Below are 21,326 nucleotides of genomic sequence, written 5' to 3'. Positions count from 1 at the left end.
GATGGATAAAGCAGGCCTTGCTCGCGGCGACGTTCCGGACGCGTTCGACGTCGGCGCCGACGCCTACGACCGACTGGTGGGCGCCAACCCCGGCTATCACACGAACCTGCGGCGTTCGGTGCAACGCATGCGCTTGCCCGACAACGGGCGCGGCCTGCGACTGCTGGACGCCGGCTGCGGCACCGGCGCATCCACGGCCGCGCTGCTGGCAGCGGCTCCCGAAGCCGAGATCATCGCCGTCGACGCATCGGCCGGCATGCTGGAGGCCGCGCGCGCCAAGTCGTGGCCGGCTTCGGTGCGGTTCGTGCACACCCCGATCGAAGAACTCGGCGAGCACGGCATCACCGGCCCGTTCGACGCCATCCTGGCGGCTTATCTGCTGCGCAACCTCGCTGACCCGGATGGGCAACTGCGCGCCTTCGCAGGACTGCTGCGGCCCGGCGGAACGCTGGCGGTGCACGAGTATTCCGTGCGCGATTCCCCTGCCGCCGTGAAGATTTGGCACGCGGTGTGCTGGACCATCATCATCCCGTCGGGTTGGTTGCGGACCCGCAGCACCACCCTCTACCGACACTTGTGGCGCAGCGTGCTGAGCTTCGACGGGGCGCAGCGGTTCCGCCAACGCATGTCCGATGCCGGATTCACTTCGGTGCGCGGCGAAACCATGTCAGGCTGGGAGCGAAACATCGTCCATACCTTTATCGGGGAGGTGCCGCTGTGACCGACCGCCGCCGCGAACGACACTCGGCAACGCCGGGGTTGGCCGACGCCGCCTCACTGTCCTCGCGTCCGCGGGTAGTGGTCGTCGGGGCCGGGATCGCCGGCCTGGCCGCCGCCACCGGACTCGCCGAACGCGGTGTCGACGTCGAGGTGGTGGAGAAGGAGCCCTACCTCGGCGGGCGGGTCGGGGGCTGGACCGAACACGACGGTTCCGGCCCGGGTTCCGAGGTGCCGATGAACCGCGGGTTCCACGCCTTCTTCCGGCAGTACTACAACCTGCGGGCGCTGCTGAGCCGGGTGGATCCGCAGCTGCGCATGCTGACACCGGTCACCGACTACCCGTTGATCGACGGGGCCGGCCGGCGCGACACCTTCCGCGGCCTGCCCCGCACGCCCCCCTGGAACGCCCTGGTTTTCGCCTTGCGCAGCCCGACCTTCCGGCTTTCCGACCTGATGCACATCGACGCCGGGGCGTCGGCACCGCTGGCGGCGGTCTCGGTTCCCGAGATCTACCACCAGCTGGATCACATCGACGCCGAAACGTTCCTGAAGAGCATCAATTTCCCGGAGTCGGCGCGTCACCTGGCATTCGAGGTGTTCTCCCGCAGCTTCTTCGCCGACCCGACCCAGCTGTCCGCCGGTGAGCTGGCCACCATGTTCCACATCTATTTCCTGGGCTCCAGCGAGGGACTGATCTTCGACGTCGCCAACGCCAATTTCGATGTCAGCCTGTGGAATCCGTTGCGGGAGTACCTGAGCGAACGCGGTGTCCAGTTCCGGCTCGACACGCCGGTGCAGCGCGTCGACGCCGTCGACGACGAATTCCGCGTGCACACCGACGGCGACACGCTGTCCGCCGACGCGGTGGTGCTGGCGCTCGACGTGGGCGGGTTGCACCAGGTCCTGGCCGCGTCGGGAGATCTCGGTAACGACCTGTGGCGCGCGCAGATTCGGCGGTTGCGCTCCGCCCCGTCGTTCGTGGTGCACCGGCTGTGGCTGGACCGCCCGGTCAGATCCGACCGGGCACCCTTCCTGGGCACCGCGGGCCACCCACCGCTCGACAACATCAGCGTGCTGGAGCGCTACGAAGCCGAGGCCGCCGCCTGGGCCCGCCAGACCGGTGGTTCCGTCGTCGAATTACACTCCTATGCAATGGATTCCGCAACGCCCAGCGACGCCGCGATCGAGCAGCTGCACAAGCTGTACCCGGAGACCGCGGCCGCCAACGTGATTCAGGAACGAGTGCTGCGCCGAAGTGACTGCCCGTTGTTCACCCCTGGTACCTACACCCGGCGACCTACCGTGGCGACGCCGCAAGCCGGCTTGGTGCTGGCCGGTGACGGCATCCGGGTGGACCTGCCGGTGGCGTTGATGGAGCGCGCCGCCACCACCGGCTGGGTGGCGGCCAACCAGCTGCTCTCGCGATGGGGCGTGAGTGGTCATGACCTGTTCACCGTTCCCACCCGCGGACGGTCAGTGCTGCTGAGATCGCTGGCGCTGCGGCAAATCCGAGGGCGGAAATGAGCGTCGGCGATCAGTTCCGCGAGCGGTGGCCCAAAGACTGGCCGCTGCAACTGGTTCCGCGCGCGGCGTGGACGCAGCAGCGCCCTACCTACGGGCAGGCGCAGCCGGGGATCATCAACGCCGCCCTGGACCGGTCGCAGCGCCGTCCCACCGGCAACTGGTACGTGTTCGCGGCCAGCAGCGCCGTGCGGGCGACTCGACCACTGGGCGTCCGCGTGGCCGGTGTCGAACTCGTCGCCTGGCGGGACCGACTGGGCCATCTGACGGTCGGCCCGGCCAGTTGCCCCCATCTGGGAGCGGACCTGGCCACGGGCACGGTTTCCGACGGCGTGTTGTTCTGCCGCTGGCATGGGCTGGCCCTGGACGGCCGGTCGTGCAAGCTGGGTTGGGCTCCGTTACCCGGCTACGACGACGGCGTGCTGGCCTGGGTGCGACTGGACGCCGTCGGCGGCGAAACGCCGCTGGACGTGCCGGTGATCCCGGAGCGGCCCACCGGGACCACGCTGCCCGCCGTCGCCCGCGTCGAAGGCACCGCTGAACCGCAGGACGTCATCGCCAACCGCCTCGACCCGTGGCATGGCGGCTGGTTCCACCCCTACTCGTTCACCCGACTCGAGGTGCTCACCACCCCGACCGAGGAGGACGACCGGTTCGTCGTCTCGGTCACCTTCCGGGTCGGCCGCTTCGGGGTGCCGACCATCGCGGAATTCACCTGCCCCGACGCGCGCACCATCGTGATGCGCATCGTCGAAGGTGAGGGCGCCGGAAGCGTCGTCGAAACCCATGCCACCCCAGTGGGTCCGGGGCCCGACGGGCAGCCCCGCGTCGCCGTGATCGAAGCGGTCGTCGCACATTCGCAGCGGCCCGGGTTCAAAGCAGCACTTTCGGTCGCCCCGCTGGTTACCCCGCTGATGCGCTACGCCGCCAACCGATTGTGGCGCGACGACCTTGCTTACGCCGAACGCCGGTACCGGCTGCGCAGCGGCGGCTGAGCAACGCACCGCCGTTCGGTCCTCTAGGCTGAATCGGCGATGAAGAGAAGATATTTCGCCCTTGTCGTTGCCACTGTGGCCGCGCACTTCGCCTATCTGGCGTACCTGCCGAGCGGTGGCTTTCTGGCGTTGCGCTGGCGGCGCACGTTCTGGTTGCACGTTCCGACCGTCTGCTGGGGCGCCGCCGTTGTGGCGCTTGATCTTCGGTGCCCGTTGACGACGCTGGAAGATTGGGCCCGCGCCCGGGCCGGGATGGGCGCCCTTCCCGAGAACGGGTTCATCGGCCGCTACGTCGACGGCGGAGTCCTGCCTGCCAACCGCACCGGAACCGCTCAGGCGCTCGCATTCACCGCCGCCGCGCTGTCCTGGATCGCGTTACTGATCCAGAGTCGGCGGGTACCCGAGGGGGGGAAATCGACGGCGAGGGAAGCGAAGTCAATTGAGCGACGACAATCTGCGCAAGGGCGACAAGGTCGAGTGGAAGAGCCACGGTAACACCGTCAAAGGCAAGGTGGAACGCAAGATCACGTCGGACACCGAAGCGGCCGGGCGAACCGTTCGGGCTTCCGAAGACGACCCGCAGTACCAGGTCCGCAGCGACAAGACCGGCAAAGACGCGGTGCACAAGCCCGATGCCCTGCGTCGCGACAATTGACGACCCACAGACATCCTGCGAGTCAAGACCCGACGGAAAAGATGAAGTCGCGGGACCGGCTGAAGCACTAAAGAGCGATCACGCCGTACTCTGAATGGTTGACGAAGGGGTGCGGGTAAGTGAGCAAGCGGGGCGCGGGCGAGCCGCCGCCGAGGCGGGCGGAGCTGGAGAGGCAGCTCTCGGCCGACATTCGCGCAATCACCGCCCGCTCTGATCGCGTCGGGCGGCACTACGCGCGCGTCAACGACGTCAGCAACAGTGATTTTCATGCCCTGCTGCACATCATGGTGGCCGAGACCGCCGGTACCCCGCTGACCCTGGCACAACTGCGGCAGCGCATGGACGTGTCCCCGCCGGCCATCACCTACCTGGTCGACCGGATGATCGAGGCGGGCCACATCCGGCGGGAGCCGGACCCCGAGGACCGCCGCAAGTGGCTCCTGCGGTACGAGACGCGCGGGATGACGCTGGCGCACACGTTCTTCAGCCCGCTCGGGGGACACATCCGGGAAGCCCTGGCCGACATGCCGGACAAGGACCTGGTGGCGGCACACCGCGTGTTCATGGCGATGATCGAGGCGATGGCCACCTTCGAGAACGAACTGTCCGTGCCCGAACAGCACGACGAATCAGCGGAACTCGCTCGAGGTTCGTCGCCGGCCGGCAAGCGGCGGCAGGGGGCGGCTCGGTCCGACGCGCCGAGGCGCTGAGAGCAACCGCCGCTCGATCAGATCCGCACCTCGAGCCACTCCCCCGGTCGCGGCGAATCCGGCGGCAACTCGGCGAGCTCCACCCGTCATGGTCGCCGCTCCCAGCACCGCGGCCCGCAACCGTGCCGGAGTGAGCCGCTTGGGCAATAAGCGGGTACCGCAGCCGGCCACCTCGACGCGGCGCGCAACCTCGCCCTGGTCCCGCGCGAACGGGACCACACAGACCGGAACGCCACGGTTGAGCGCCTTGACCGTGGTGCCCATCCCGCCGTGCGTGACGACACACACCGCCCGCTCGAGCACCGGACCATGCTCCAGGAACTGACACACCGTCGAGTTCGCCGTCCGGGGCAGACCGCCGGGTATCCCGGCCGGAAACGTCGCAATGACGTGCACCGGCTCGTCAGCCAGGGCCTGCAGCGCAACATGGCCCAACTTCGCGTCACCCTGGGCGATCGAAGAGGTGCTCACCAGCACGATGGGCCGGTCGATGGCGTCCAGCCAGTCCGGCGCGGCCCCCGCGGGCTGCTGGGGTACGCACGCTCCGATGAACTGCACCGACTCCGGCCAATCGGGGTGCGGATATTCGAACGGCTCACCGCCCACCGCCAACAGCAGCGGCGCCCGGCGCATCAATTCGTCCACCGAACGGATCGCCGGCGCTCCGAGATCGGCGCGAAGCGCGTTGATCCGCGGCAACATCGGCCGATCGAACAGATATCTGACGAACGGCCGCATCGACGCGTCACGGACGCGCCCGATGAGGCCGGGCAGCGGCCGCAGCCCGGGCCCGAAGGGTGGCGCGAACTGCGAGCGCAGATATGGCGTGAACGGCGAGAACACCGTCCAGGGCAAGCCGGCGACGTCAGCCGCCGACATCGCGCCCCAACAGTTCGCATCGACGATGACCGCGTCGGGCCTCGCCTCGCTGATCGCGCTCCGTAAATCATCGACCTCGAAGACGGCCCGCCGGCACAGTACGTCGATGGACCGCTTGAGCACACCTAACGCGTTGTGCGCCAACCAATCATCTCCGACGATTGCCTCGATCCGCGGGTCCACGGCGGCTGCGTGCACGCCGGCCGCGCGCATGCCGGCGACTTCACTGCTCATCGTTCGCAGGTGAACCTGGTGGCCGCGCGCGGTCAGCTCCCCCAACAGAGCCGCCATCGGGTAGAGATGACCCAGCGCGGGCGAACCGTAAGCCAGAATCACCGCCATGCGCACGCCTAGGTGACGGGTAGCGCGCCGAGCTTGCGCAGCGACGGCAGATCGGCGGCACCACAACCGTGCAGACAGATACGCAGCTCGTCGATAAACCCTTGCAGCCACTCCGTTGCCGCATCGGCGGACTCGATAGCGGCGGCCAGCAGCGGCCGGGCGACTGCTACCACGTCGGCGCCCAGGGCGAGCGCCTTGGCCGCGTCCATACCGGTGCGGATCCCACCGGAGGCGACCAGCGGGATCCGCGGAAGTGCCGCACGAACCTCGAGCAGCGCCTGCGCCGTGGGTATCCCCCAGTCGGCCAGGTCCGGATAGCGCAGTTCGCCGTAACGGACCAGCTGCTCGACACGCGACCACGACGTCCCGCCGGCTCCTGCGACGTCGATGGCCGCCACCGGCGGCTCTCCGGTCAGGCGAAGCAGATCGGCGACCGCGGTGGCGCCGATGCCGTGGCCCACTTCCTTCAGCAGCACGGGGTAATCCAGCATCGGGGTCAGCTCGTGCAGTCGGTCCAGCGATCCGGCGAAGTCGGTGTCACCGTTGTGCTGCATCGCCTCCTGCAGCGGATTGGTGTGCACCGCAAGCGCATTCGCCCCAACTCGGTCGAGTGCCCGGATGATCTCAGGGATCGCGTCCTTGACGAATTGCGACAGTCCGATATTGCCCACCAGCAGCACGTCCGGTGCCACGTCGCGCACCGCGAAGCTGGGCGCGGCCTGCTCGCCCAGGGCACTCTCCAGCATCACCCGCTGGGAGCCGAGCATCATCCCGACGCCCAGTCGTTGCGCGGCCGTGGCCAGATTCCGGTTGATGGTGCCCGACAACTCGGCACCTCCGGTCATGGCGCCCACCAGCACCGGCGCCCGTAGCCCGACCCCGAGGAACTCCGTCGACAGGTCGACGTCGTGAAGGCTGGTCTGCGTCAGTGCGTTGTAGGGCAACCGGTAACGTTCCAGGCCCGTCGTGACCCCGTGATACGTGACGTCGCCGTCCAGGCACGCGTCGATATGACGTAGCTTGCGCGACGCCATGTCGCGGCGCGGCGACGTCATGGGACTCCGGCCCTACCGGTCAGCATGCTCAGACTCCACTCCTGGGTTTGACCGGAACGGCGATTTCGTTGCGGCGCAACGCCGGAACGGTCCAGGGCGGGTCATAGAACCAGGCCGCCGGAGAGTCGGTCGCCTCGAATCCCAACTCCCCCAGCGTATCCATCAACTGCTTGGTGTGAGTGGCGACCGCGCGCCGGCTGGGGATGCCGTTGAACTTGTGCACCGCAACCGTCGAGGGCGGCACGGTCACCAACTCGACATCGCCGTCGTCGGGCGAGGGAAGCGTCTCCATCGTCTTTTCCGAGGGCATGAAGAATTGGATCACCCACTCTCCCTTGTTGCGCGACTCCTGTGCCACCGGAGCCGTCATTGCGACCTTCTCGCGATCGTTGTTCGCCCCGAAGATGTAGCGTGCCAGCCGTCGGAACCCCACGTTGCGGGCCGATTCCTCATCAGCGACGACGGTGGTCTGGGCCGCGATCCGATCGCCGTAGTGGCGGAGCTCCACGTCGCGCGTCAGCTTTTCGGTGGTGTGAGCAGGCTCTTCGATGCTGTGCCGGTACCCCACGACCATGCCGGCCGCTTCAGCGACCTGCCCCACCACTGCTCCGATAGATTTGAACAAGGTCGCCTCTTTCCCTCATCGGTTCCATGGTGTCGCGAATCTTCGGCGCCCACAACTGAGCCAGTAACTCGGACCGGCGCCGTCACTGCTGAACCACCACCCGGGCACTAGCCCTCGGCAGGTTCAGCATACGCGGGTGGGGCGATTTTGTTAAGTAACTGAATGTTTAAATCAATTAAGCTCCAGGCGAACGGCGAGCCTGCAGACTCCACCGGTGTTGCCCAGATCACTGCAAGAACCAAGCTGCCAGATTGCGTCTAGGCTGGTAGCAGTTGAGTCCGCAGCTACAGTCCCGGAACTCTGGAACATCGAGTTCCATCGGTTTCACCCACAATTTGATAGGCCACGCCGATGCATGCTGCAGATTCCCAAAACCAACGACCTCCCCGCTACCGCTACGTCGTGAATTGCGATGGGGCGCAGATGTTCGTCTACGCCCGCAGGCTGGCGACAGTAGTTCAACTCGACGGAGATATCGACGCTTCGAACGCCGGACAGATCGCTGCGGAAGTCCGCCGTTTCACCAAGGCGCGTACGCCTTTGATCATCGATCTCAGCCACCTGGATTTCCTCGGCATCGAAGGATTCCAGCAACTGCTCGCCCTCAACCATCAGCATCGAGCCGCCGGCCTGTACTGCAACATCGTCAGCGGTCCGGCCGTGCGAACGGTTATCAGGGTGGTGCGCGATCACGGCTTACCGCTGGTGAGATCCGTGCCCGAGGCGCTGCAACTGATCGAGGACGCCCTTGCCACTCGGCGTCAGGTGCCAGGACTGGTGCGGTAGGGCGATGAACTCACCCGGGAAGACCGCCCGACACTTCCCCTACCACTACGACCCCCGCCTGGCGCCGCTGTGGCTCCCCTTCCGCTGGCCCGGCGAACAGGGTGTGACATTAACCGTCGACGGCCGCTTCGTCGCCCGGTACGGGGCGTTGCGCGTCGAAGTGCCGTTGTCCGACGTGGTCGAGGCGCACGTCACCGGACCCTACCGATGGTGGACCGCCGTCGGCCCGCGCCTGTCGATGGCCGACGACGGACTCACCTTCGGAACGAATGCGGCAGCGGGCGTGTGCATCCACTTCGAGCCGAGGATCCGGCGAGTCATCGGATTTCGGGATCACTCTGCATTGACAGTGACTGTCGCCGATCCAGACACGCTGGTCACGGCGCTAAAGTTGGCCGGTTAACCGAAAACGGCAACTCGTTGCCGAATACGGTTGAACCAGCGGCACGTCCGCCTCGTTACAGCTAGCAACCGTCGCTTCATTAGATTAATGTTTAATAATCTTAACCGTTGCTGCGGTTGGCTGGAGATACGTCATCACGAGGACGGACCATGCTTGCGCAACTTGCCCGAGTCTCCGTCGCCGCGCCGCGGCGGGTGATTGCCGCTGCCGTCCTAGTGATGATCGCGGCCGCGGTCTTCGGCATCCCGGCCGCGGGCAGTCTCTCCGGCGGAGGATTCCTCGATCCCACTTCGGAATCGGCCCGGGCATCGACGCTGCTCGCCGATGAGTTTCATCAGGGTGACATGGAACTCGTGCTGCTGGTCAGCTCCGAGAACGGGGTGAAAGCCGGCCCCGGGCACCTGGTGGGCACCGACCTGACTCGACAACTCGCCGAATCGCCCTTTGTTTCCCAGGTCGCCTCGCCCTGGCAGCCCCAACCCACCCCGGGCACGCTCAGCGGCGACGGCAAAACGGCCATGATCATCGCCACGCTCAAGGGTGACGAGAACACCAGCGCCAAACACGCCCAGGCACTGGCGGACCGCTTCGCCGGGGAACGTGACGGGGTCACGGTGCAAGCCGGTGGGTCGGCGATGGTCTACGCACAGATCAACAAACAGACCGAAAACGACTTGCTGCGAATGGAAGTCATCGCCATCCCGCTGAGCTTCATTGCGCTGGTATGGGTCTTCGGAGGTCTGTTGGCGGCCGCCCTGCCGGTGGCGGTGGGCGGGTTCGCGATCCTGGGCTCACTCGCCGCGCTACGGGGGATCGCTTTGTTCACCGACGTGTCGATCTTTGCGTTGAACGTCTCTGTCGCACTGGGATTCGCGCTGGCCATCGACTACACCCTGCTGATCGTCAGCCGCTATCGGGACGAGCTGGGCGACGGGGTGCCACCGGATGAGGCCGTGGTGCATACCATGGCCACCGCCGGCCGAACCGTGCTCTTCTCCGCGATGACGGTGGCGCTGGCGCTGCTCGGGATGATCTTCTTCCCGATGTACTTTCTCAAGTCGTTCGCCTATGCCGGCATCGCGGTGGTGGCCTTCGCCGCTGCCGCCGCCGTCTCGATCACACCGGCCGCGCTGGTGTTACTGGGCCACCGCATCGATGCGTTCGACGTGCGGCGCCTGACGCGACGGCTGCTGCGCCTACCGCAACCGGCCGCCCCGCCGATCGAACAGACCTTCTGGTATCGCGCGGCGAAATTCGTTATCAGGCAAGCGATTCCGTTGGGCTTGATCCTGATCGTGCTGCTGCTTGCGCTGGGCACACCCTTCCTCGGAGTGAAGTGGGGGTATGCCGACGACCGCGTGCTGCCCGCCACGTCATCGGCGCGGTTGGCCAACGACCGGATCCGATCGGAGTTCCCGTCGAACTCCACGACGCGGGTCAAGATCGTGATCCCCGACACCGCAGGACTGAGCCGCTCGGATATCGACAAGTACGCCGCGGAGTTGTCGCGGGTGCCCGACGTGTCGTCGGTGTCGGCGCCGACCGGCACTTTCATCGCCGGGGAACCCAAGGGACCTCCGTCGGCGCCGACCGGAATGGCCGACGGCGCAGCGTTTCTCACGGTGGACAGCACCGCGGCCTTGTACACGCAAGAGTCCGAGGAGCAACTGGCCCGTGTGCATGAGGTCGCGCTGCCCGCGGGCAAGCGGGCTCTGGTCACCGGTCTGGCGCAGACGAATCGCGACTGCGTGCACGGCATCACCTCACGACTGCCCCTGGTATTCGGCTTCATCGCGGTCGTGATGCTGGTCTTGTTGTTCCTGCTGTCCGGCAGCGTGGTGCTGCCGATCAAGGCCGTACTGCTCAACATGTTGTCGCTGACGGCGACGTTCGGCGCGCTGGTGTGGATCTTCCAGGAAGGCCACCTCGGGGCCGCCGGTACCACTCCCACCGGGACGCTGGCGGTGAACGTTCCGGTGCTGATGTTCTGCATCGCGTTCGGCCTGTCGATGGATTACGAAGTCTTCCTGCTGTCCCGGATCCGCGAATACTGGCTCGCCTCACCGCAGACCCACGCAGACAACGACGAAAGCGTCGCTCTCGGTATCGCCCGCACCGGTCGAGTGGTCACCGCCGCGGCCCTGCTGATGTCGATCTCGTTCGCCGCCCTCATGTCCGCCGGGGTGTCGTTCATGCGCATGTTCGCCGTCGGTTTGACGATCGCGATCCTGGTGGACGCCACCGTCATCCGCATGATTCTCGTCCCGGCGTTCATGCACGTGCTCGGCCGGGTCAACTGGTGGGCGCCCAGGCCCCTGGCCGAGTGGCACCGGCGGACTTTCACCATGGCACGCGGTCGCGGATTACCGCGGGCGTTTCAGGAATCGGTGGGGCCCAGTTCGGCCTGAAACTGGCGCATCGCGACCAGCAATGCGTCGAAAACCCGATGCGCAGCAGCCAGATCGGCGTCGGGCAGGTCGGCCATCGCCTCATGAGTGTGGTGGCCGAGCGGGGTGAAGAATGACCGAGCGGTGTGCATACCCGACTCCGCGTGGCGCAGGATCACCTTGCGCCGATCAGCGGGATGGGAGTCCCGACGTATGTGACCCGAGTCGATCAGCCGGTCGACAAGGTAGGTGATCGCCGCGCCCGACAGACCCATTCGCTGACTCAGGTCCCCGGACGTCATGGGCTGGCCTGCGGTCTCGGCCACCATGATGTGCAGCAGGGCCCGAAAGTCGGTGGGCCGAACATCGTGGGAGACTGCGAAGATCCGCCCGATCTGGTCGGATTCAGACGACAACTCCCGCAGATCAGCAGTGATCTGCGATTCCAGGGCTGCGCGGTGGCACGCCGGCTCGTCGGGTTGCATACCGAGGAGCAGCATATCGTTTTTCGGCCCTAATTTCAGTTGATTAATATTTCAGTTACTGAAATGCTTAGTGGTGTGTGGGACGGATTTGCCGCAACCCTGACCCGACGCCGCTCCTGGCTGCTTGCGCTCGGCGTCTTCGTGCTGGCCGCCGGTTTCATGGCACTGGTCGGCGGGAATGCCGCAGCGGGGCAGGCACCGCTGTCGGTGCCTACCGATTCTGATTCGGCGAAGGTGCAGAAGCTGTCCAACCAGTTCCCCGGTGGTGACCGGGTACCACTGATCGTGGTGGTGAACGGGTCCGGCGCCCCGGATGCCCTGAAGCAAGCCTGCGAAGGCGCCCGCGCCCGGATGCTGGCGACTATTCACGACGGGGCGCCCGGTGCGCCGGTACTGGTGTCCGGCGACGGCAAGGCGGCGATCGGAATCGTACCGATCAGCGCCGAGCTGTCCGGGTTGCCGCTCAACGAGGAAGTGGCCGCGCTGCGCACCGCCGCGAACCAGGGCTTGCCCGCCGGAATGACGGCACACGTCACCGGCGGGCCGGCGTTCGGGGCGGACATCGCCAACGCTTTCAGCAATGCCAACATCACCCTGCTGGCGGTGACCGCATCGGTGGTCGCTTTGCTGCTGATCGCCACCTACCGCTCGCCGGTGCTGTGGCTGGTGCCCCTGGTGGTGATCGGCTTCGCCGACCGGTTGGCCAGCGCCGTCGGTGTCATGGTGGCGTCGCTGACCGGTTTGAGCTTCGACGGTTCCACTTCGGGCATCACCAGCGTGTTGGTGTTCGGTGCGGGCACCAACTACGCGCTGCTGCTGATTTCGCGTTACCGGCAGGAACTTCGGCGCCACCGGGATCACCGGGACGCGTTGCGGCGAGCGGTCCGGATGGCCGGACCGGCGATCGTGGCCAGCAACGCCACCGTGGTGCTGGCGCTGCTCACCCTCGTCTTCGCGTCCACCCCCAGCACCCGCAGCCTGGGAGCGCTGGCCGCCTGCGGGCTGTTGGTTGCCGCCGTCTCAGTACTGGTGCTGCTGCCACCGCTGCTGGCGGTGTGCGGACGGCGGCTGTTCTGGCCGTTCGTACCTCAGCCCGGTGACACGAAGCACGAGGCGACCGAAACCGGCATCTGGCACCGGGTCGCCGAAGCCGTATCGCGCCGTCCGGTTTTGGTCGCCTCCGTCACGATTGTTCTGCTGGGCGTGCTGGCGACCGGTCTGCTCAGTACCCGCGTCGGCTTGTCCCAGACGGAACAGTTTCGCGTCAAAGCGGATTCGGTGACAGGCTTCGATATCGTGGCCCAACATTTCCCCGCGGGGCTGGCCAATCCCACCGAAGTGATCGCGCCGACCGACAAGGCACCGCAGGTGCAACAGGCCATCACCGCCACCCCGGGGGTCGTCTCGGCCAATCCGGCCGGCACTTCGGGGAGCGGTCTGACCAAGTGGTCGGTGGTCACCGATGCCGCGCCGTCCTCGCCGCGAGCGTTCAGTACCATTGCGGCGCTGCGAGATTCGACGCGGGCGGTCACACCCGAGGCGCTGGTGGGGGGGCCGGACGCCCAGGCACTGGACACCCGAGACGCCGCGGTACACGATCGAGTCCTGTTGATACCGGCGATTCTGCTGGTGATCCTGGTCGTCCTCTACGCGCTGCTGCGGTCTGCCCTGGCCCCGCCCACCCTGTTGGCGGCGACCATTCTGGGTGCGCTGGCCGCGCTGGGCCTCGGCGGCTGGGCGAGCATCCACGTGTTCGGGTTCCCTGCGTTGGACAACATCGCGCCGCTGTACGCGTTCCTCTTTTTGGCCGCGCTCGGGGTGGACTACACGATCTTCCTGGTCACCCGTGCACGCGAGGAGGCAGCCGGGCACGGCGCGCGGGACGGCATGGTTCGCGCGGTGTCGGCCACCGGCGGTGTCATCACCAGCGCGGGAATCGTTCTGGCGGCGGTGTTTTGCGTCCTCGGCGTCTTGCCGCTGATCGTGATGACCCAACTGGGCATCATCGTGGGCCTGGGCATCCTGCTGGACACCTTCGTCGTCCGAACCCTGGTGATCCCCGCACTCTTCGCCCTCATCGGCGACCGCATCTGGTGGCCGGCTGACCTCACCCACACCGAAACCGAAGGGAAACAGCATGAGTAAGTCAACTCTGGCCGGCACCGCCCTCGCCGTCACCGCCGCGGCGGCCTCCGGCAGCGTCGCCAGCCCGAACCGCACCCCCGGCTGGTACGACCGACTCCGCAAGCCGAGCTTCCAGCCACCCAAAGTCGCCTTCCCGATCGCCTGGACGAGCCTGTACACCGATATCGCGGTCACTTCCGCTAACACCATCGACCGGTTCCGCGAAGACGGGCGCGACGAGGAAGCCCGCGGCTACATTGCCGCGCTCGGGGTCAACCTGGCCATCAACGCGGGTTGGAGCTGGCTGTTCTTCCGCTACCACAAGTTGGGCCCCTCCGCCGTGGGTGCCGCCGCGCTGACCGTCAGCAGTGCCGATCTGGTGCGCCGCGCCGTCGACGCCGACCCGCGCAAGGGGTGGGCGTTGTTGCCGTACCCACTGTGGTGTGGATTCGCCACGGTGCTGGCAACAAGTGTGTGGCGGCTCAATCGCTGACGGGCTCGACCGCTGAAGGGGGAAACGAAAAATGGCGGGTTTGTTGTGGTTTCGACGCGACCTGCGTCTGGGTGATCATCCGGCGCTAGCGGCTGCAGCGGAGAACGATCAGGTGCTGGCCTGTTTCGTTCTCGATCCCCGGCTGGAAGCCTCGTCGGGCCCACGGCGCCTGCAGTTTCTGGGCGACTCACTGCGCGGGCTGAACGACGATCTGGGCGGCCGGCTGTTAGTGACCCGCGGACGTCCCGAGGAGCGAATCCCCACCCTGGCCAAAGCGATTGACGCGTCGTCGGTGCACATCTCCGAGGACTTCACGCCGTTCGGGCGGCGCCGCGACGACCTGGTGCGCGACGAGCTGGGCTCGGTCCCGCTGGTCGCCACCGGCTCGCCGTACCTGGTCTCGCCCGGTCGGGTCACCAAGGACGACGGCACCCCGTACAAGGTGTTCACACCCTTCTTCGGCAGGTGGCGCGAAACCGGTTGGCGCTCCCCCGCTGCGACCGGCGCCGATTCAGCAAGCTGGCTGGACCCGTCGGAAGTCAAGAACCGGAAACAGGTGAAGGCCCCCGATCCGGGCGTCGAGCTGGATCTCGCGGCCGGTGAGGCAGCGGCACTTTCGCAGTGGGCGACGTTCCTCGAGGGCGGTGTCAAAGGCTACGCCGACGACCGCAACCGGCCGGATCTGCCGGGCACCAGCCGGATGTCGGCGCACCTGAAGTTCGGCACCATCCACCCCCGAACCATGGTCGCCGACCTCAACCGGCGGCGCCAGGGCGACTCGGCCTACTTGCGGGAGTTGGCATTCCGCGATTTCTACGCTGCGGTCGTGCATCACTGGCCGCACAGCGTCTGGTGGAATTGGAACCGCGATTTCGACGCCATCGAGACCGACACCGACGCGCAGGCGAAACGCCGGTTCGAGGCCTGGAAGGCGGGTGAGACCGGCTATCCATTCGTGGACGCCGGGATGCGACAGCTGCGCGAGACCGGGTTCATGCACAACCGGGTGCGCATGATCGTCGCCTCCTTCCTGGTCAAAGACCTGCACCTGCCGTGGCAGTGGGGAGCCCGCTGGTTTCTGGAGCAACTGGTGGACGGCGACATGGCCAACAATCAACACGGGTGGCAGTGGAGTGCCGGTTGCGGAACCGACGCGGCGCCCTACTTCCGGGTGTTCAATCCGACAAAGCAGGGCGAAAAGTTCGATCCCGCAGGGGATTACATTCGCCGTTGGGTCCCCGAATTGAAGGACGCCGACGATGCCCATCTCTCGAAGGGGCAGCGGCCGGACGGGTATCCGGAACCGATCGTCGACCACGCCGCCGAGCGGACCGAGGCGTTGCGCCGCTACCGCGACATCAGCTGACCAGAGCGCTTTTCGCCGGATTGCTTCCCAGATTTTGTCCGGCGTGCAATCATCTCCCCGACTCAACGTTCTGCACACGCCAGGGAGGCGCTATGGCTCGGTTCGTTCGGACACTGCTGGTCTCGGGGGCCGCCGTCGGCCTGATGGCCAGCGCCGGGGCGTGCTCGTGTTCGGTCGGATCGTCGGGTCCCAAAACGGTGAGCAAGAAGGACGTCGCCGGCCAGATCATCACCAAGATGACCGACGCCAAGGGCAACAAGCCCAGCTCGGTCAGCTGTCCGGACGACCTGCCGGCCAAGGTTGGCGCGCAGACGAACTGCGAGATGAAGGTCAAGGACGACACCTACAACGTCAACGTCACCGTCACCAGCGTCGAAGGCAAGGACGTCAAATTCGACATGGTCGAAACGGTCGACAAGGACCACGTCGCCCACATCATCAGCGACAAGCTGTACCAACAGGTCGGTCAGCGGCCCGATGCCGTGACCTGCCCGGACAACCTGAAGGGCGTCGAGGGCGCCACGCTGCGCTGCCAACTCACCGACGGTAGCTCCAAGTACGGCATCAACGTCACCGTCACCGAGGTGGTCGGCGGCGACGTCAACTTCGACTTCAAGGTCGATGACCACCCCGAGTAGGCCGTTGTCACCGTCGCGTGGGGGCCGTCGAGATTGACGCTGCGTACACGCTCGGCGGCGTGTCGTGTGCGTGCTGTCAGTGTCGCGGCCGCCCAGCAAGCCTTGCCTACTGCGCAGCCTTCTTGCGCTCGATGTCAGCCAGGGCGGCGGCCAGTTCGGCGCGTTGCGCCGCCGAGGTCTCCCAGGACAGCTTGCGGTTCTTGACCACCTTGGCCGGCGCGCCGACCGCGATCGAATAATCCGGGATCACGCCGCGAACCACCGCGTGCGAACCGAGCACGCAACCTCGCCCGACCGCGGTGCCACGCAGCACCGACACCTTCACCCCGATCCAGGTGTCGGGCCCGATCCGCACCGGTGACTTGATAATGCCCTGGTCCTTGATGGGCAGCGTGATGTCGTCCATCCGGTGGTCGAAGTCGCAGACGTAGCACCAGTCGGCCATCAGCGCGGAGTCGCCGAGCTCGATGTCTAGGTAGCAGTTGATGACGTTGTCGCGGCCCAGCACGACCTTGTCGCCGAACCGCAGCGAACCCTCGTGCGCCCGGATGGTGTTCTTGTCCCCGATATGCACCCAGCGGCCGATCTCCAGCTGCGCCAGCTCGGGTGTGCAGTGGATCTCGACGTCCTTGCCCAGGAAGACCATGCCGCGGGTGATGATGTGCGGATTCTGCAGCTTGAACTTCAGCAGCCGCCAATATCGCACCAGGTACCACGGTGTGTAGGCCTTATTGCGCAGCACCCATTTCAGCGAAGCCAGCGTCAGGAATTTCGCCTGGCGCGGGTCTCTGAGCCTCCCTCCGCGCCACCTGCGATGGAGCGGAGCACCCCACATGCTCGTCATGGGCCGCAAGCCTACCCAAGGCGCCGCGCGATACCCTCACGTGTGCTCGCGCGACGTCTCCTGACGCCTGTCCTGGTGACCATCCTCACCCTCGCGCTCGGCGGTTGCGGCAACACCGACTCCTGGGTGGACGCGGCTCCCGCGCTGGGCTGGCCGGCACAGTACGGCGATGCGGCCAACAGCAGCTACAGCCCGACCACCGGGGCCGGCAAGCTGGTGCTGCGGTGGACCCGTTCGGCCAAGGGAAGCCTGGCGGCCGGACCGGCGCTCGGAGCGCGCGGCTTCCTGGCGCTCAATGCACAGACCCCCGGCGGCTGCTCGTTCACGGAATGGGAAGTCAATAACGGCCGGCAACGCTGGTGCACCCGGCTGGTGCAGGGCGGCGGCTTCGGTGGCCCGCTGTTCGACGGCTTTGACAACCTTTACGTCGGGCAGCCCGGGGCGATCATCTCGTTCCCGCCGACTCAGTGGACCCGCTGGAGGGAGCCGGTGATCGGGATGCCGACCACTCCGCGGTTCCTGGGCGACGGCCACCTGCTGGTGAGTACGCACCTGGGCCAGATGCTGGTGTTCGACACGCACCGCGGCGCCGTCGTCGGCACCGCACTGGATCTGGTGGACGGCGTCGACCCGGCAGATGCCACGCGCGGGCTGGCCGACTGCGCGCCGGCGCGCGCGGGCTGCCCGGTGGCGGCCGCACCCGCGTTCTCGACGGCGAGCGGGACGGTGGTGGTCAATGTCTGGCAGCCGGGGGCACCCGCCGCGGGGCTGATCGGCCTGAAGTACCGCGGGGGTCAGCTGTCCCGCGAGTGGACCAGCGACGCCGTCGGTGCCGGGGTGCTTGCCAGTCCAGTCTTGTCGGCCGACGGAACCACCGTCTATGTCAACGGACGCGACCAACGGCTGTGGGCTTTGCACGCCGCGGACGGGAAGGTGAAATGGTCTGTGCCGCTTGGTTTTACGGCACAGACGCCGCCCAGCGTCACCCCGCAGGGGCTGATCGTCTCCGGCGGCGGCCCCGACACCCGGCTGGCCGCGTTCCGCGACAGGGGCGACCATGCCGACCCCGCCTGGCGACGCGATGACGTCACCCCGCTCTCGACGTCGTCGGTGGCCGGCGATGTCGGCTACACCGTGGCCGCGGGCATGAGCCTGCTGGTCTTCGACCCGCGCGACGGCCACACCGTCAACAGCTATCCGCTGCCGGCGGCCACCGGGTCCGCACTGGGCGTTGCGGTAGGCAAGGACCGGCGAGTGGTGGCCGCCACCAGCGACGGCCAGATCTATTCCTTCGACCCGGTCTAACCGTTGACTCTGCGTTGAGGGCGCGAGCTACTCGCATTTCGTCGCCGCAGGCGCGGAGTGAACGTCCATTAGATGGCCAGCGGCGGGATCGAGCCCCGCGGCACCTGGACCTGGGTGGACCCGGCGAAGGACGGCAGCAACTCGCCCTGGGCGAAGTAGAAGATCAGCGCGTCGTCGGTGATGGCGAAGTTCTGGTAGTTGGTCGGGTCATGGCCGGCGCCCGGCGAGATCGCCACGCCCAGGCCGGTCTGGTGCTCCAGTTCGCGCTGGACGATCGGGAAGATGGCGTCCAGCGCATTGGTGTTGGGCGCGAACAGCGTGTCGAACGTGATGGGCTGCTTCGTCCCCAGGTTGTAGTTGAACGCCTTGAACCAGTTGGACGGGCGGGCTCCGCCGAGGTCCTGGAAGAACTTCAGCACCACGCTGCGGGTGCGGGGTGGCTGTCCGGAGCTGTGTTGTTCGTTGGTCGCGTCCATCTGATAGGGCTGGTCGCGCCGGCCGCCCGAACTCTGCGCGACGTTGACGAAGCCGTCGCGGTTCTGCGTGATGTAGTCGGTCAGCGCCTGCTGGTCGGGATAGTCGACGGGAAACGTCATGTCCAGCGTGTAGGTGGCGCTGGATTGATGGATGTGGCAGGTCTGGGCAGCCTCGACCGAGCCGCCCAGTGCGGCACAGGACGGCGGCGCGGCGCTGGCCGGCCAGCCCATCACCGCGGCAGCGGTCAGCGCTGCGGCCGCTATCAGGTAACGCATCGTCGTTTCTGTCCTTGCAGTTTTTGCACACCAAAGTGGCGTGAGTACGCCCTATGAGGTAATCGCCGTCAGCGTACCCGGCGTTACCGAGACGGACGGCAAACGTAGGCCACCGCGTGACTGGCGCTCTTCGCGCCGCTGCGTCCGATCCGGGCGATCACCACCGACAGCGCCGCACCGCCCCGCAGCCGCAGTCGCCGGCGCAGGGCGTCAGGGTCCACCTGGACGCCGCGGACCAGGATTTCGGCTGCGCCACAGTCCAGTGCCGTCAGCGCCTGACGCAACCGCCGTTCGTCGAAGGCCAGCTGCTCGAGGACCTCGAACCCACGCACTCCGGGCGGCAGCCGGTCACCGGACAGGTAGGCGATATCGGGGTCGAGTTGCCACAATCCGTGCCGGGCGCCGTAGTGCCGGACCAGCCCGGCGCGGACGACGGCGCCGTCGGGATCGACGATCCAACGGCCCGCCGGCCCGACCGCGCAGTCGTCGGAATCGGCCGAGGTGATCTGTTCGTCGCGGTCCAGGACGCTCGCGCGCCGGCGCACACCCGCCAGAGCGCCCGACCACAGACACGCCTCCCGGACCGAGCCGCCGTACGACGTCACCTCGATCTCCCCGTCGAATCCGAGTCGGCCGAGTTCGTCGAAATCGATTCCAGGAGAGCACTTCACCGCCAGGTCCCGGCCACGGTAGGCCTGCAGCAACGGGCCCAGGGCGGGCCGGTAGTCGGCCGGGCTGAAGCGGCGCCGGCCGCCGCTGCGGCGCGCGGGATCGACGATGACGGCCGCGTCGCGGGTGACCGGATGCAGCGCATCGGCTCGGCACAGCGCTGTTTTGGTCCCCAGGTTGTGGCGCGCCATCGCCAGCCGGACCGGGTCGATGTCGCTGCCGATCACCAGCTCGGCCACGCCGTGCAGGGCCGCCGGCTCCGTGCCGATCGAGCAGGTCGCGTCGTGCACGACCCGTCCGGCCAACCGGCGCGCGCGATGCCGGGCGACGCGTGCGGCGGTGGACTGCTGCAGCGCTTCGTCGGTGAACAGCCACCGCGACACATCACCCAGTTCGCCGAGCTTGTCGGTGGCCTGGCGACGCAGCCGCGTCGTCTCCACCAGCACCGGAGTCCGCTCACCGAAACGCGCGCGCACGGCGGCGATGTCGGCGATCAGGGTGGTGTCGCTCAACTCGAACTCGGCGACGGCGGCCAGCGCCGCGGCGCCCGACTCCGAGCGCAGATAACCGACGTCGTCGCAGGTGAAGACCGTCAGGAGGGTTTGACCCCGGTGACCATCACGTTGTAGAACCAGCCCTTCGGCGCGACGTGCCGCCAGACGTTGGCGTCCACCCAGCTCAGCGCCTTCCAGCCGTTGAAGGCGAACTTCGCCCAGCCCCAGCCCAGCTTTCCGGGCGGGACCGTCGACTCGAAGGTGCGCACCGGCCAGCCGAGCATGGCGGCGGTGAACTCCTCGCTGGCGGTTCTGACCTCGACCGCGCCGGCGTTGGCGGCCATCCGCTCCAGGTCCTTGGGGTCGAAGGTGTGCAGGTCGACGATCCATTCCAGGGCCGCGGCCCGCGAGTTTTCGTCGATCTCCTCCTGCGGGCGACGCCAACTCCCGAGCCCGGGCAGCTTCACCGCGCGGATGGTGACGTTCCACGTCAGGTCCGCCAGGGCTCGGGCGTAGCCGTTGCCGACGGTGGTCGGCTCGCCGGCGAACACGAACCGGCCGCCCGGCTTGAGCACGCGCAGCACCTCGCGCAGCGACAGCTCGACGTCCGGAATGTGGTGCAACACGGCGTGCCCGACCACCAGATCGAAGGTGTTGTCGTCGTACGGAATGCCTTCGGCGTCGGCGACCCGGCCGTCGATGTCCAGGCCCAGCGACTGCCCGTTGCGGGTGGCGACCTTGACCATGCCGGGCGACAGGTCGGTGACGGACCCGCGCCGCGCCACCCCGGCCTGGATCAGGTTGAGCAGGAAGAAGCCGGTGCCGCAGCCGAGTTCCAGCGCACGGTCGTACGGCAGCTCGCGGATCACCTCGTCGGGCACGATCGCGTCGAAGCGGCCGCGGGCGTAGTCGATGCAGCGCTGGTCGTAGGAGATCGACCATTTGTCGTCGTAGCTCTCGGCTTCCCAGTCGTGGTAGAGCACCTGGGCGAGCTTGCTGTCGTGCCGCGCCGCCTCCACCTGCTCGGCGGTGGCGTGCGGGTTGGAAGCGGGGATCTCAGAACTCCTCGTCATGCAGG

Annotated in this window: 22 protein-coding genes; 14 read left to right on the top strand and 8 right to left on the bottom strand. The window is 67.2% G+C overall.

Annotation, left to right across the window (positions count from 1 at the left end):
- Nucleotide 1: 1 nt before the first annotated feature.
- From AO501_RS03720 to AO501_RS03700, 6 genes are all read left to right on the top strand, one after another.
- Nucleotides 2-721 (top strand): class I SAM-dependent methyltransferase, encoded by a 720-nt coding sequence (locus AO501_RS03720; RefSeq protein ID WP_231752325.1) that lies wholly within the window; start codon nucleotides 2-4, stop codon nucleotides 719-721.
- Nucleotides 718-2,244, top strand: coding sequence for an FAD-dependent oxidoreductase (locus AO501_RS03715; RefSeq protein ID WP_055576438.1), 1,527 nt, complete (start codon nucleotides 718-720; stop codon nucleotides 2,242-2,244). Before AO501_RS03720 ends, AO501_RS03715 begins: the two co-directional genes overlap by 4 nt.
- Nucleotides 2,241-3,236, top strand: coding sequence for a DUF5914 domain-containing protein (locus AO501_RS03710; RefSeq protein ID WP_055576437.1), 996 nt, complete (start codon nucleotides 2,241-2,243; stop codon nucleotides 3,234-3,236). Before AO501_RS03715 ends, AO501_RS03710 begins: the two co-directional genes overlap by 4 nt.
- Nucleotides 3,237-3,275: 39 nt before the next feature.
- Nucleotides 3,276-3,731 carry a DUF2784 domain-containing protein gene (locus AO501_RS34755; RefSeq protein WP_082658366.1) on the top strand — a complete coding sequence of 152 codons (456 nt, stop codon included), beginning with the start codon at nucleotides 3,276-3,278 and terminating at the stop codon, nucleotides 3,729-3,731.
- On the top strand, nucleotides 3,676-3,891 hold the full coding sequence (locus AO501_RS03705) for a DUF2945 domain-containing protein (RefSeq protein WP_055576436.1): 216 nt from the start codon (nucleotides 3,676-3,678) through the stop codon (nucleotides 3,889-3,891). Before AO501_RS34755 ends, AO501_RS03705 begins: the two co-directional genes overlap by 56 nt.
- A gap of 119 nt (nucleotides 3,892-4,010) precedes the next feature.
- On the top strand, nucleotides 4,011-4,601 hold the full coding sequence (locus tag AO501_RS03700) for a MarR family winged helix-turn-helix transcriptional regulator (protein WP_055576435.1): 591 nt from the start codon (nucleotides 4,011-4,013) through the stop codon (nucleotides 4,599-4,601).
- Here the strand turns inward: AO501_RS03700 and AO501_RS03695 are convergent.
- Genes AO501_RS03695 through AO501_RS03685 form a run of 3 tightly spaced genes read right to left on the bottom strand, consistent with a single transcriptional unit; the run spans nucleotide 4,521 to nucleotide 7,502 of the window.
- Complete coding sequence (locus AO501_RS03695; protein WP_055576501.1) at nucleotides 4,521-5,822, bottom strand: glycosyltransferase; 1,302 nt, start codon at nucleotides 5,820-5,822, stop codon at nucleotides 4,521-4,523. The two genes, AO501_RS03700 and AO501_RS03695, sit on opposite strands and share 81 nt — an antisense overlap.
- Before the next feature lie 8 nt (nucleotides 5,823-5,830).
- On the bottom strand, nucleotides 5,831-6,877 hold the full coding sequence (gene fni / locus AO501_RS03690) for a type 2 isopentenyl-diphosphate Delta-isomerase (protein ID WP_055576434.1): 1,047 nt from the start codon (nucleotides 6,875-6,877) through the stop codon (nucleotides 5,831-5,833).
- Nucleotides 6,878-6,905: 28 nt separating this feature from the next.
- Nucleotides 6,906-7,502 carry an SOUL family heme-binding protein gene (locus AO501_RS03685; protein ID WP_156452288.1) on the bottom strand — a complete coding sequence of 199 codons (597 nt, stop codon included), beginning with the start codon at nucleotides 7,500-7,502 and terminating at the stop codon, nucleotides 6,906-6,908.
- 402 nt (nucleotides 7,503-7,904) lie between these two features.
- Between AO501_RS03685 and AO501_RS03680 the strand changes: the two genes are divergently transcribed.
- The 3 genes from AO501_RS03680 to AO501_RS03670 all read left to right on the top strand — a co-directional run bounded on the left by AO501_RS03680 (nucleotide 7,905) and on the right by AO501_RS03670 (nucleotide 11,099).
- The gene (locus AO501_RS03680) at nucleotides 7,905-8,288 is read left to right on the top strand and encodes an STAS domain-containing protein (protein WP_197419756.1); all 384 of its coding nucleotides are present in this window, start codon (nucleotides 7,905-7,907) and stop codon (nucleotides 8,286-8,288) included.
- Nucleotides 8,289-8,292: 4 nt separating this feature from the next.
- Entirely contained in the window at nucleotides 8,293-8,691 is a 399-nt protein-coding gene (locus AO501_RS03675) for a hypothetical protein (RefSeq protein ID WP_055576432.1), read from the top strand.
- 149 nt (nucleotides 8,692-8,840) lie between these two features.
- On the top strand, nucleotides 8,841-11,099 hold the full coding sequence (locus AO501_RS03670) for an MMPL family transporter (RefSeq protein WP_055576431.1): 2,259 nt from the start codon (nucleotides 8,841-8,843) through the stop codon (nucleotides 11,097-11,099).
- Here AO501_RS03670 and AO501_RS03665 read toward each other — a convergent pair.
- Nucleotides 11,069-11,578, bottom strand: coding sequence for a MarR family winged helix-turn-helix transcriptional regulator (locus AO501_RS03665; protein ID WP_055576430.1), 510 nt, complete (start codon nucleotides 11,576-11,578; stop codon nucleotides 11,069-11,071). The two genes, AO501_RS03670 and AO501_RS03665, sit on opposite strands and share 31 nt — an antisense overlap.
- Before the next feature lie 48 nt (nucleotides 11,579-11,626).
- Between AO501_RS03665 and AO501_RS03660 the strand changes: the two genes are divergently transcribed.
- The 4 genes from AO501_RS03660 to AO501_RS03645 all read left to right on the top strand — a co-directional run bounded on the left by AO501_RS03660 (nucleotide 11,627) and on the right by AO501_RS03645 (nucleotide 16,184).
- Complete coding sequence (locus AO501_RS03660) at nucleotides 11,627-13,708, top strand: MMPL family transporter (protein ID WP_055576429.1); 2,082 nt, start codon at nucleotides 11,627-11,629, stop codon at nucleotides 13,706-13,708.
- A complete protein-coding gene (locus tag AO501_RS03655) occupies nucleotides 13,701-14,180 on the top strand; it encodes a TspO/MBR family protein (protein WP_055576428.1) in 480 nt (159 codons plus the stop codon). Before AO501_RS03660 ends, AO501_RS03655 begins: the two co-directional genes overlap by 8 nt.
- 31 nt (nucleotides 14,181-14,211) lie before the next feature.
- Nucleotides 14,212-15,546, top strand: a complete 1,335-nt coding sequence (locus tag AO501_RS03650; protein ID WP_055576427.1) for a cryptochrome/photolyase family protein — start codon at nucleotides 14,212-14,214, stop codon at nucleotides 15,544-15,546.
- Between the two features lie 92 nt (nucleotides 15,547-15,638).
- A complete protein-coding gene (locus AO501_RS03645; RefSeq protein WP_055576426.1) occupies nucleotides 15,639-16,184 on the top strand; it encodes a DUF4333 domain-containing protein in 546 nt (181 codons plus the stop codon).
- 106 nt (nucleotides 16,185-16,290) lie between these two features.
- Here the strand turns inward: AO501_RS03645 and AO501_RS03640 are convergent, their stop codons facing one another.
- Complete coding sequence (locus AO501_RS03640; RefSeq protein ID WP_055576425.1) at nucleotides 16,291-17,028, bottom strand: acyltransferase; 738 nt, start codon at nucleotides 17,026-17,028, stop codon at nucleotides 16,291-16,293.
- A gap of 30 nt (nucleotides 17,029-17,058) precedes the next feature.
- Between AO501_RS03640 and AO501_RS03635 the strand changes: the two genes are divergently transcribed.
- Nucleotides 17,059-18,333, top strand: coding sequence for a PQQ-binding-like beta-propeller repeat protein (locus AO501_RS03635; RefSeq protein ID WP_055576499.1), 1,275 nt, complete (start codon nucleotides 17,059-17,061; stop codon nucleotides 18,331-18,333).
- Nucleotides 18,334-18,401: 68 nt separating this feature from the next.
- Here AO501_RS03635 and AO501_RS03630 read toward each other — a convergent pair whose 3' ends face one another.
- The 3 genes from AO501_RS03630 to AO501_RS03620 all read right to left on the bottom strand — a co-directional run bounded on the left by AO501_RS03630 (nucleotide 18,402) and on the right by AO501_RS03620 (nucleotide 21,321).
- On the bottom strand, nucleotides 18,402-19,085 hold the full coding sequence (locus AO501_RS03630; RefSeq protein ID WP_055576424.1) for an esterase: 684 nt from the start codon (nucleotides 19,083-19,085) through the stop codon (nucleotides 18,402-18,404).
- Between the two features lie 83 nt (nucleotides 19,086-19,168).
- On the bottom strand, nucleotides 19,169-20,389 hold the full coding sequence (locus AO501_RS03625) for a THUMP-like domain-containing protein (protein WP_082658372.1): 1,221 nt from the start codon (nucleotides 20,387-20,389) through the stop codon (nucleotides 19,169-19,171).
- Nucleotides 20,347-21,321, bottom strand: coding sequence for a class I SAM-dependent methyltransferase (locus AO501_RS03620; protein ID WP_055576423.1), 975 nt, complete (start codon nucleotides 21,319-21,321; stop codon nucleotides 20,347-20,349). Before AO501_RS03620 ends, AO501_RS03625 begins: the two co-directional genes overlap by 43 nt.
- Nucleotides 21,322-21,326 lie beyond the last annotated feature (5 nt).

The sequence above is a fragment of the Mycobacterium gordonae genome (assembly GCF_001417955.2).
In the GTDB taxonomy this organism is placed as follows: Bacteria; Actinomycetota; Actinomycetes; order Mycobacteriales; family Mycobacteriaceae; genus Mycobacterium; species Mycobacterium gordonae_B.
This window is presented reverse-complemented; position numbering and strand designations above follow the sequence as displayed.

What these genes read in the sequence shown, in the direction of transcription:
- AO501_RS03655 (WP_055576428.1), top strand. Translation starts at nt 13,701, where the DNA reads ATGAGTAAGTCAACTCTGGCCGGCACCGCCCTCGCCGTCACCGCCGCG.
- AO501_RS03645 (WP_055576426.1), top strand. Translation starts at nt 15,639, where the DNA reads ATGGCTCGGTTCGTTCGGACACTGCTGGTCTCGGGGGCCGCCGTCGGC.
- AO501_RS03650 (WP_055576427.1), top strand. Translation starts at nt 14,212, where the DNA reads ATGGCGGGTTTGTTGTGGTTTCGACGCGACCTGCGTCTGGGTGATCAT.
- AO501_RS03620 (WP_055576423.1), bottom strand. Translation starts at nt 21,321, where the DNA reads ATGACGAGGAGTTCTGAGATCCCCGCTTCCAACCCGCACGCCACCGCC.
- AO501_RS03710 (WP_055576437.1), top strand. Translation starts at nt 2,241, where the DNA reads ATGAGCGTCGGCGATCAGTTCCGCGAGCGGTGGCCCAAAGACTGGCCG.
- AO501_RS03670 (WP_055576431.1), top strand. Translation starts at nt 8,841, where the DNA reads ATGCTTGCGCAACTTGCCCGAGTCTCCGTCGCCGCGCCGCGGCGGGTG.
- AO501_RS34755 (WP_082658366.1), top strand. Translation starts at nt 3,276, where the DNA reads ATGAAGAGAAGATATTTCGCCCTTGTCGTTGCCACTGTGGCCGCGCAC.
- AO501_RS03695 (WP_055576501.1), bottom strand. Translation starts at nt 5,822, where the DNA reads ATGGCGGTGATTCTGGCTTACGGTTCGCCCGCGCTGGGTCATCTCTAC.
- AO501_RS03665 (WP_055576430.1), bottom strand. Translation starts at nt 11,578, where the DNA reads ATGCTGCTCCTCGGTATGCAACCCGACGAGCCGGCGTGCCACCGCGCA.
- fni (WP_055576434.1), bottom strand. Translation starts at nt 6,877, where the DNA reads ATGACGTCGCCGCGCCGCGACATGGCGTCGCGCAAGCTACGTCATATC.
- AO501_RS03720 (WP_231752325.1), top strand. Translation starts at nt 2, where the DNA reads ATGGATAAAGCAGGCCTTGCTCGCGGCGACGTTCCGGACGCGTTCGAC.
- AO501_RS03640 (WP_055576425.1), bottom strand. Translation starts at nt 17,028, where the DNA reads ATGACGAGCATGTGGGGTGCTCCGCTCCATCGCAGGTGGCGCGGAGGG.
- AO501_RS03675 (WP_055576432.1), top strand. Translation starts at nt 8,293, where the DNA reads ATGAACTCACCCGGGAAGACCGCCCGACACTTCCCCTACCACTACGAC.
- AO501_RS03630 (WP_055576424.1), bottom strand. Translation starts at nt 19,085, where the DNA reads ATGCGTTACCTGATAGCGGCCGCAGCGCTGACCGCTGCCGCGGTGATG.
- AO501_RS03660 (WP_055576429.1), top strand. Translation starts at nt 11,627, where the DNA reads ATGCTTAGTGGTGTGTGGGACGGATTTGCCGCAACCCTGACCCGACGC.